Below are 10,241 nucleotides of genomic sequence, written 5' to 3' on the forward strand. Positions count from 1 at the left end.
CTTATAAAAGTAGTAATGTAATAATAACATATATATTACAGACTGTAATTATCTGTAATGGAGTAAAAAAATTCTGTATAAGCTATTTTTCCAAGGTGCCCTGTGAGGGAATTTCTCTGACAACATCATAGAGCTTTTTAGCTTTCAGATAGGATTCCATGCATGATTCTGCTCCGCGCATAACTTGCTGCAGCCTGCATTCCGCCTCACCCATCTCACAGGTAAAAAGTGAGGCGCTTCCCTCTATGGCCTGTGTCACATCCCAAAAAGATATATCCTCCTTCTTTTTCCGCAGACAATATCCTCCGTTCATGCCGGGAGTTGACTGGATGAGCCCTGCCTTGACAAGCTGTGTCAATACCTTGGACAGGTAGGTATGCGATATATTCATATGGCTTGCCAGCGGCTGCAGGCTCAAGTTTGCGCTGCCCTCCAGGCTGATAATATATGCCATGATATGCAGCGCATAATTTGTAGCTTTGGTATATTTCAAAACAACACCTCCTTGATAGATATTAGAGACTTGATTTATCTATAATTATATTCTAAAGATTTCTTTTGTCAATTAATTTTTTGTATTGTCAGTAATAAGGATTAATTCCTATTTTCATACATCCTGCTGCATCAGATCTTCAATTTCTTTAACGAGTAGACTTGGTTTAATATTTAAATTTCTGCATATATTAAAAATCACATTCAGAGTGGGCTTTCTTTTTTTCCTTTCTATAAGGCTGATATATGTTCTGTCAAGCTCACACCGGAAAGCCAATTCTTCCTGGGAGAGGTTACATTGTGATCTATATTTTTTCAATACGGTGGCTAAGGACTCTTCTAATAGCATAAATTATTGCTCCTGTATGATTTTATTTTGATATCATATCCAAAGTTTAAACAAAAGCAACTTTTTATAAACCGACTATAGTCGTCAGAAATGAAAAATTATGTTATATTCGAAAAGTATTGTTATCTACTTTTAAGTGAGGGGTATGGAATTGAAAAAAAACGACATTGAAAAATTACGGGAAAAATTGAATTCTCTGATTCTTGAGAATTCGGATTATTCGGAAATTTTAAAGAAAAGTGAAGAACTTGATGACCATATTGCAGAGTTTACAAAGCTGCAGCTCAAAAAAGGTAAAGATATAAAGCAGACAGAGCAGGGGAATAAAAATAATTGAAGAAATATAAATAAGTGCGTATTTGACAATAATATGCCGGTTTGATAATATCAAAAATAATTTCAATGCAACTCTATGTATGCCGAAGGTTCATGACATTTGCTTTTCAGGGCGGAGGGCCGACACTTGCGGGTCTTGATTTTTATAAGGAGCTTGTGGAATATCAGAAAAAATATAATTCAAAGAATATAAAGGTGAATAATTCCATACAAACAAACGGCATGGTAATTGATGAGCAATGGTCCCGGTTCCTTGCCGCCGGCAAATTCCTGGTGGGTATATCCCTTGATTGGTATCTTGGCAATATACGGGATACGGGGTTTGATGAAATGAAAAACTCCCGGAACGGAACCGGATTTGTGGAGGTATCTAAAATTATTGATCCAGAGTGCAGGGAGTGCCGGCATTTTCAACTGTGCCGGGGCGGCTGCAGAAGGACAAGGGAGCCCTTTGAAAATGGCCGGCCCGTGCTGAACTACTATTGCTCAGCATATAAGGATTTCTTTGATTATTCCGGGGAAAGGCTGAAAAGAATGGCTCAATATCTCATGGTGAGAAATGGCTGACGGCAGCTTTTCACATGAACCCTGCTCTGCCGTTGAACGCCGTTTTCAGTATTATTTCCGCCACCACCCTGACGGGCTTTTTCAAACCGTCTTTAAGCCACATCTGGATGACGCCGACAGAACCGCTTGCTAAGAAACGGAATATATATTCGGCGTCTTCCTTATTCAGGGAGTCATTTTCCAGCATGGAAATAAAGTGCTGCCTGCCTATGATTTTTATTACCTCCTGCTGGAACTTCATGTCCCCGTTTAAATTCAGCAAAAGGTCAAAAACTTCAGCATTATCCTCTATATATACAAGTATCTTCTCAATCATTTCAACAGGAATAAGCTTATTGTCTTTAAAATCATAGCCTTTTAAATATTCGTTGATATCATCAATTATTTCGTTTTCAATGCGTTGGAGCAAATCATACTGATCCAGATAATGGGAATAAAAAGTGGCGCGATTGATATCCGCATCGTCACAGATTTCCTTAACCGATATTTTTGAAATGGGTTTTTGTTTTAAGAACTTAACAAAGCTGTCTTTAATAACCATCTTGGTATATTTCACGCGCCTGTCCAGTTTCCTGCCCTCCATACCGATCCCCCTGTTACCAAAAATTAATTTGATATTTTTTAAACATATTTTTAATATTTGTTGAGAAGCTTACAGATATAAAATATATGATTGTTGTTTTTGATTCATAATGTCAATATAATATACATTAGTATAATTGTCAACACAGTGTTTAATAAATATGGAGGCAAATGGATGGCACTCATTGAATTTGAAAAAATAAAAAAGGAATATGTAGTTGGAGATGTTAGAATTACGGCAGTTGATAATTGTTCTTTTTCAGTGGAAAAAGGTGAACTTGTTGTCATATTAGGTCCCTCAGGTGCAGGGAAGACAACAGTATTGAACCTGCTCGGAGGGATGGACAGTCCAAGCGGAGGCAGTATAATGGTGGACGGAAATCCAATTCATAAATACAGCAAAAGGAAGCTGGTGGATTACCGGCGCAGGGATATCGGATTTGTATTCCAGTTTTATAACCTGGTGGGAAATCTGACCGCACTTGAAAATGTTGAGCTGGCCTGCCAGATCTGCCCCGATTCTCTGAAGCCTGAAGCCATACTGGAACAGGTGGGACTGTCTGAACGCATGAAAAACTTTCCTTCCCAGTTATCAGGGGGAGAACAGCAGCGTGTTGCCATAGCAAGGGCCATAGCAAAAAATCCCAAGCTGCTTCTGTGTGATGAGCCCACCGGTGCGCTGGACAGTCTGACAGGACAGCGGATCATCGGACTTCTGCAGAAAACCTGCAGGGAAATGGGTATGACCACGGTTCTGATTACCCATAATGCCGTAATTGCGGATATAGCCGATAAAGTAATCAAAATAAAAAACGGAACTGTGAAGGATGTTTCGGTCAATAAAAATCCTAAAAAAGCGGAAGAGATTGTGTGGTGATTGGCTTGCTGTTTAAAAACACTTTGAAAAAAATAAGGAAATCCTTTGGCAGGTATTTGTCACTGTTTATTATAGTTATGATAGGTGTGGGGTTTTTTGCCGGAATACAGACAACTGCACCTGATATGATCTCGGTAGCCGATAATTATTATAAAGACTATAACCTCACAGATTTTAAAATCGTCAGTTCAATGGGCCTTACCGACGGGGATGTCAATGCGGTTAAGGCTTTGAACAATGCAAATGCCGTTGTCCCAAGCTATTCCCTGGATGTTCTGGACCAGGATAAAGCCATTCGCGTCCATGCAATAGAGCAGACGGTCAACAGAGTCAAGCTGATCAGCGGCAGGATGCCTCAAAAGGAAAATGAGTGTATTGCTGATGACAGGACTTACAAGACAGGCGATAAAATCAGGATTACAAGTGATATAGATGAAAAATTGAGGAACAGCGAATTCACCGTTGTTGGTACGGCCGAGTCGGTATTATACCTGGCTGAGGATTACGGAAGTACTACCATTGGCGACGGTAAGCTGGCTTCCTTTATATTTGTTGAAAAAAGTAATTTCATTCTGGAGGCCTATACTGAGATTTATATTACCGCAAGGGATACAAAAGCTGCAGCTGCATATTCAAAGGCTTATGACAAGGCAGCATCCGGGCTCAGGGATGAACTGGTTAAAATAAAATCCGGCAGGGAGGATGCCCGGTATCAGGAGATTTACACTAAAGCAAATGATGAGATCGGTAAAAACCAGGCAAAACTCAGTGATGAAAGGGCAAAAGGCAAAAAAAAGCTTGACAATGCAAAAGCCGAGCTTGATAAAAATGCTCAGAAACTGAAGGACGGAAAAGCTGAGCTTGCTCAAAACGAATGGGAGCTGCAAAAAAATACCGAAAAGCAAAATGCCCGGTTTGAATCTGCTAAAACTGAAATTGGCGGCGGCTGGAATGAAATAAATTCAGCGTTGACACAAAACGGAATTAAAAGGGAGGAGCTAGGCACAAAAATCAAGGAGCTGGACTCGGCCATAGGGGCCATGCAGACACAGCTGGAGCAGCTTCCGGCCGGCAGTGACGAACATACCCGGCTCAGTGCCGCACTGGGGCAATATTCGGAGTCGTACAAAGGACTTTTAAAGCTCAAGTCCTCCATTGATATGTTAACCATTCAGGAAGCTGAGCTGAACAAGGGTATTGATACCTTTAACTCTGAAATAGCAAAGGCAAAAATTAAAATTCAGGAAGGCAAAACTGAAATAACCGAAAATGAAAAGAAACTCAATGCCGGATACAGGGAATATAACGAAAACCTGGAAAAATTCAATACAGAGATATCTGACGCCCAATCCAAGATAGACAAGGCAAAAACAGACATTTCAGAAATTGAAAAACCACAGTGGTATATTTTAGACAGGGATACCGCAGTGGGCTACAGCGAATTGAAATCCGGAATAGATGTGATTACTGCGGTTGCCGCCGTCTTACCCTTCTTTTTCATACTTATCGTGGTGCTCATGACTTCCAACTCAATGGCCAGGATGATAGCAGAAGAACGGAGCGAACTGGGAACCCTGACCTCGCTTGGTTATAAGGACAACAGCATAATCACGACATATCTTTTCTATGTTTTGTCTGCCACGGGTTTAGGGGCGGCAGCCGGATTTTTTGCAGGATGCGGTGTTATACCGCCCCTTATCTATTCAAACTTCCAGTTTATACTTCCGTCACTGGTAATCCAATATTATATGCCGCTGTTTTTGTTGATTTTAGCGGTTGCCCTGCTGCTTATGACTTTTGTAACCATCATTTCGTGCAACAGCGAGCTGAAACAGGAGCCGGCAACCTTGATGCGTCCGGTGCCGCCTCAAAAGGGGCAGACCATTTTACTGGAGAAAATCGGTCCGGTGTGGAAAAAACTTTCCTTCACCTGGAAGGTTACCATGCGGAATATGTTCAGGTATAAGAAAAGGGCATTTATGACCATAGTGGGAGTGGCAGGCTGCACTTCATTGCTGCTGGCAGGCTTCGGTCTGAGAGACAGCATGAATGGTGTTGCAGAAAAGCAGTTCGGAGAAATCTTCCGCTACAACAACATGATCATCCTGAATGAAGAGACCAGGGAGCTTGACGGAGAACTGAAAAGTCTGCTGGAGCAGGAACAGATAAAGGAACCTCTTCTGATAAGGCAAACCGCTTTTAAGCATGAAAGCGATGACAAGTCCCAGAATCTCTTTTTGATTGTGCCTGAAAATGAGAAGGATTTTTATGATTATTACAATCTGAAAGACAAAGCCGACGGGAGCAGGTTATCCCTGCAGGACAGCGGCGTTATCATTACACAGGGCTTATCGGAGGTTTCCGGTATTGAAAAAGGTGATACCATAGCCGTAAAAGATGCCGACAATAATGAGTATAAGCTGACTGTAAGCGATGTAGCCGAAAACTATACCTCCAATTATATATACATGAACAATGCCATGTATAACAAGGTTTTCGGCAAAGCTGCAGCCTATAATGCAATTGTATCCAATCACAGCGGAGATGAAAAAGCTTTGGCCCGGCATCTCATAGACAGTGACCTGGTATTGAATGTGGTATATACCGGTGACGTTATGCAAAAAGCCCTTGAAAGCGGTGAACGCTTAAACAGCATCATCATTTTGATTGTGGTGGTAGCCTCACTATTGGCAGTCATTGTCCTGTATAATCTGACATCAATTAACATAAGCGAGAGGACGAGAGAGATTGCAACCCTCAAGGTACTGGGCTTTACAGACGGGGAGACCAACGGCTACATCTACCGGGAGGCCTTTATCCTGACTTTGATCAGTATTGGAGTGGGCCTGGTTTTGGGGATATTCCTGCACGGTTTTGTCGTAGATGTTGTTGGGGAATTTGCACCTTTGTTTTTCAAGGTGATCAAGTGGCCCAGCTTTATTCTGGCCAGTCTGCTTACCATTGTATTTACTGTAATTATGCAGATAGTTACTTATTTTAAATTGCAGACAATCGATATGATTGAGTCGCTGAAGTCTGTGGAATAAGCCAAGGCAGAAATAGAACGGAGCTTCACATGGCACACATCCGGCAGAAAAGATTAAAATAATAAATCAAAAAGGGTTGGCTGGCCAACCCTTTTTTGAGGCACCTTACAGTCCCTTTGCCGGAAGGGTATTTACAGTTCCCGCCAGGTATGCCTTCAGCAGCACCAGATCTGTTGCATCCACAGAATTGTCCTGATTTACATCGGCGGCTTTCAGCCCGTTTTCGGACAGGGAAGCCAAATTCAGAAGATAACTCTTTAGCAGGGCCAGATCAAGGGCGTCTACCCTGGTATCCTCATTTACATCCCCATAAAGGATGGCCGGGGTTTGGGCAGGGTCTGTATAAACCAGCTCAATACCGGTGTTTCTGCCAAGATTCCTGGAATACTTCTTATCGGTTGCATTGTTCCAGTGTTCATGGGTACCCAGGCTCTTGCATCTGATGCCGTCTCTTTCAGGGTCATAAACTGTTCCCGAGTCAGGCTTGTCCGCTTTTGCCGCTTCGTGCAGATATGTATCGCAGTAATTCATATCTGCCAGATTTGTAAATTCGGTCTTCAAAAAATCTATACCCACAGAATCAATTGCAACTCCGTCCTGGGATACAAATAAGCTGGAGGGCCAATCGCTGTTAAAGGGGGCCATTTGCCATTTTACATGCGGTGTTCCTGCCACGACATCATTCCCATACAGGGCGTCTATCATATATAGGACAGTTTTTTCACCCAGATCCTTGTGGCCAAGGAAATCTGTGAATGTCATAAATTTGGGATTGCCGTCACGGGGTGAATCGAAATTGTTATGTGAATTGAGCATAAAGTTCGAGTTTATACTGGTAGCACCAAAGAAATTTTTACCGCAAAGAGTAACACCCTGTCCGGCATGACCTTTCAGCAGCGCCATATTGATAATATAATTCGCATTGACGGCACTGCTGCAGATTCCTGTTTGCTGGTTGCCGTTGTTTATTGAAAAGGGAATTGCATTATTTACATATGTGGACTTCACTCTGCCGTCTCCCCCGATATTGTCTACAAAAATGACATTGGGGTACAGGGCATGGCATTTGTTGTAAATATTGTCGGTTATAAACCTGCTGGAGTCAAAAACCGTAATACTGCTCTGGCTCACTCCCGCCGAATCCATGAGGCTTTTCAAAAGAGAGAGGACCAGTTGGGGTGAGGCATTTATCTGATTGGTGTTGGAGTGGCCGGTGGTATTGTTCTGGTTGATTTTAATTGCAATCTTTTCATTGGGCTGGTATCCCACATTGCCCTTTCCCGTCCGTTGGTTGAAGTTTTTGAATATCTCATCCCAGGCGGCTGAATCGTCGGTTTTGCCCGAAACATTTTTTATGGCACAGGAGACCATTGTATTTATGGCGCTTTGATTATTGTATGCATCTTCCCACCAGTTACCGCTGAAATTGAAGGAGGTGGAATTGGGATCATGCACCCAGGAGACTCTTCCCGGGAAAACTCCGCGCCCCTGGCCAATAGGTTGGTTTGGTCCGTCCTTGAAGGTATAGGCCGAGCTGTTTAACGGAAACATCTGAAAAGACCAGGTTATGATCACAGCCAGGCCCAGTGCGATTAAAGCGCCTGCTGAAACAAACCTGGACTGCCGGATTTTTTTACCTGCCTTTTTCAAAAGCAATGCCGAGCCGAAACCTCCGGCTATCCATAAAACAAAACTGGCTGCGATGGGGGCGGCCATCTGCTGGCATGGATAACTGGCCCTGCTTGGTTTGGGAATGACTCTGACCAAAAACCAGATCAAAGCAAACAGTCCGATGGCAGGGAAAAACAGCCACAAAAGGCGTGATTTGAAGTTGAATCCGGTAATTTTGCCGCTTTTAGGGCAGGTTTTGAAAATGTACTTTTTTAATTTTTCCATGAGGGGGGTATTCTCCTTTCAGTATATTTGTTTATTAAATAACAAATGCCAGACAAAGTATAAACACTTTGTAATACTGAAAATAAGAGAAGGGGGAATTCAGTGTGAAAAATACAATATTAAAAGGCAAAATATCTTGCTTGAAATATTTATGAAAAGCAAAGGATGTTACTACAAAGCTGTCCAACTATTTATAGTCTAACACATAATCTGGAATTTGAACACTAAAAATGGAATAAAATCACACAAAACTTGGAAATTTTGTGTGATTTTATGTCAGCTTTATTTTATCATACTGTTTAATACAATCCTATTTGAACTTTATCTTATTGTCATAAATATTATTTTTGCGTCTTCTCGCTTTTATACTTCGTGAAATAAATCGCAGCACAATGCGCAGAAGGATTAATCCCAGGATAATAATAAGAACGATTTTTATTATATTAATGAGCAGAGAACTTTTTTGCTGCTTGTTTTCGGCTAATTGGCTTTTGCTGTCACTCGCACCTTCGGCAGTTTTCTTTTCAACACTGCTTGCAGCCACAAGTTCAACCTTTCCAAGTTCGGTACCATTTCTCTCATAAGCCCTGTAACCCAGTACATCTCCCTTTTTTATGGGGGCTTCAATCTTCGGCTCTATATTGTCGGAGAAGTTTATATTCCACAGGTTGGAATCAAGAGGAAGGACGCAGGCAAATTCATTTTTTGTAACCAGATCTACATTTGTTGTACCGGCAGCTCCGGCAACAGTGACATTACTGACAGCTTTCCCCGCATCAATCAACGTTTGAGCACAAAAGTTTTGAAACCCGTATTCCAAAAGTTTTTTTGAATCGTTGTCGACCCGGCTTTTAGTATGGTCTTTTTCTCCCAATACCACAGCGATAAGCTCCATGCCGTCTTTATTTACTGCCGAAGATACAAGATTGAAACCGGCCTGGCTGGTAAAACCTGATTTGATACCTGTTACTTTTGTGAAATAGTCTGATGTCCTGTACAAAAATTTGTTGGTTGTATAGAGCTCATCCCATTTTTTGTGCATATTTGTCGGGGCCATATTATATGAAGTTTTTGAAACAATCTCGCGGAATTTGGGAATTGTCATGGCATATCGTGCTATGTTTGACAGATCCCGTGCAGTTGTATAGTGCTCATCATCGTGCATTCCGTTCGGATTTGTAAAATGGGTATTGGTGGCCCCCAATTCCCTGGCTTTTTCATTCATCATATCTATAAAATCCTTGCGGGTGGGTGCAAGGTTTTCCGCCAGTATATTTGCCGTTTCATTTGCCGACTGGATAAGCATGGCATTCAATAAATCTTCCATGCGCAATATTTCACCGGCACCTATAAAGATATTCATACCATCCGGTCCGATATCCTTGACGGCTTCCTTGCTGGCAACCATCATCTGGTTCAAATCACCTTTTTCCAGTGCGACAACGGCTGTCAAAATCTTTGTTGTGCTGGCAGGATATAACTTGTCGTCGGCGCTTTTTTCACAAAGCACCTGGCCTGTTTTGGCATCCATTAGTATGTAAGAGTGAGCATCCGTAGTTATAACATCAGCGAATGCCGGTGTCCCAAAAAGTAAAAAAATCAGCAGTATAAAAGCAGAGATAACTATTTTCTTCATATCGGCACCTGTATAGCTTATAAAATATGATTTATATTGCAAAAAAATTAAGACAAACAATAGTATAGCAGAAATAGGTTTTAATTGTAAACATATGGGCATCATTATGCTATAATCCTTGAATGAAAAAGTAAATTCCAGTTTTAAAAAGTTTAAATAGAATTTAGTCTTACATAAATTCCACCACCTGATATAGAATTAAATTGGTTTCCATATCCGCAGTGAAAGGAGTTAATTATGTCTGACTTAATACCAGGAAACCAAAAGCATCTTACCCTAGATAACAGAGTTTTTATTGAAAAATCACTAGACAACAAATTACCTTTTAAAGAGATTGCGAAATATTTATGTAAAGATCCTACTACTATTTCAAAAGAGGTCAAAAGGCATCGTGCTCTTACTCCTAGAAACGATTTTGTATCTCCTAATCACTGTGTTCATCGTGGTAAATGCTGCCTT

General features: G+C 41.4%; 10 protein-coding genes. 5 read left to right on the top strand and 5 right to left on the bottom strand.

Going from position 1 to position 10,241, the window contains the following annotated elements; translation table 11 throughout:
- Window positions 1-82: 82 nt before the first annotated feature.
- Window positions 83-493 carry an RrF2 family transcriptional regulator gene (locus T344_RS0115130; RefSeq protein ID WP_027629417.1) on the bottom strand — a complete coding sequence of 137 codons (411 nt, stop codon included), beginning with the start codon at window positions 491-493 and terminating at the stop codon, window positions 83-85.
- 114 nt (window positions 494-607) lie between these two features.
- Window positions 608-841: a helix-turn-helix domain-containing protein gene (locus T344_RS0115135; protein WP_027629418.1), complete on the bottom strand. Its 234-nt coding sequence runs from the start codon at window positions 839-841 to the stop codon at window positions 608-610.
- A gap of 151 nt (window positions 842-992) precedes the next feature.
- Here T344_RS0115135 and T344_RS0115140 point away from each other — a divergent pair, with 151 nt between their 5' ends.
- Window positions 993-1,178, top strand: coding sequence for an aspartyl-phosphate phosphatase Spo0E family protein (locus T344_RS0115140; protein ID WP_004630129.1), 186 nt, complete (start codon window positions 993-995; stop codon window positions 1,176-1,178).
- Between the two features lie 92 nt (window positions 1,179-1,270).
- On the top strand, window positions 1,271-1,744 hold the full coding sequence (locus tag T344_RS28405) for an SPASM domain-containing protein (protein ID WP_051571923.1): 474 nt from the start codon (window positions 1,271-1,273) through the stop codon (window positions 1,742-1,744).
- 10 nt (window positions 1,745-1,754) lie between these two features.
- Here T344_RS28405 and T344_RS0115150 read toward each other — a convergent pair whose 3' ends face one another.
- A complete protein-coding gene (locus T344_RS0115150; RefSeq protein ID WP_027629420.1) occupies window positions 1,755-2,327 on the bottom strand; it encodes a TetR/AcrR family transcriptional regulator in 573 nt (190 codons plus the stop codon).
- A gap of 174 nt (window positions 2,328-2,501) precedes the next feature.
- Between T344_RS0115150 and T344_RS0115155 the strand changes: the two genes are divergently transcribed.
- Together T344_RS0115155 and T344_RS0115160 are read left to right on the top strand one after the other, a co-directional pair.
- Window positions 2,502-3,203, top strand: coding sequence for an ABC transporter ATP-binding protein (locus T344_RS0115155; protein WP_027629421.1), 702 nt, complete (start codon window positions 2,502-2,504; stop codon window positions 3,201-3,203).
- A complete protein-coding gene (locus T344_RS0115160; RefSeq protein ID WP_027629422.1) occupies window positions 3,197-6,250 on the top strand; it encodes an FtsX-like permease family protein in 3,054 nt (1,017 codons plus the stop codon). Before T344_RS0115155 ends, T344_RS0115160 begins: the two co-directional genes overlap by 7 nt.
- Before the next feature lie 105 nt (window positions 6,251-6,355).
- On the opposite strand, the gene T344_RS0115165 is transcribed toward T344_RS0115160, so the two are convergent.
- Together T344_RS0115165 and T344_RS0115175 are read right to left on the bottom strand one after the other, a co-directional pair.
- Complete coding sequence (locus T344_RS0115165; RefSeq protein ID WP_027629423.1) at window positions 6,356-8,146, bottom strand: dockerin type I domain-containing protein; 1,791 nt, start codon at window positions 8,144-8,146, stop codon at window positions 6,356-6,358.
- Between the two features lie 310 nt (window positions 8,147-8,456).
- Window positions 8,457-9,782: a D-alanyl-D-alanine carboxypeptidase family protein gene (locus T344_RS0115175; protein WP_027629425.1), complete on the bottom strand. Its 1,326-nt coding sequence runs from the start codon at window positions 9,780-9,782 to the stop codon at window positions 8,457-8,459.
- A gap of 237 nt (window positions 9,783-10,019) precedes the next feature.
- Between T344_RS0115175 and T344_RS30425 the strand changes: the two genes are divergently transcribed.
- On the top strand, window positions 10,020-10,241 hold a 222-nt coding region (locus T344_RS30425), incomplete at its 3' end, for a helix-turn-helix domain-containing protein (RefSeq protein ID WP_027629426.1).

This window comes from Ruminiclostridium cellobioparum DSM 1351 = ATCC 15832 (assembly GCF_000621505.1).
GTDB classification, from domain to species: domain Bacteria; phylum Bacillota; class Clostridia; order Acetivibrionales; family DSM-1351; genus Ruminiclostridium; species Ruminiclostridium cellobioparum.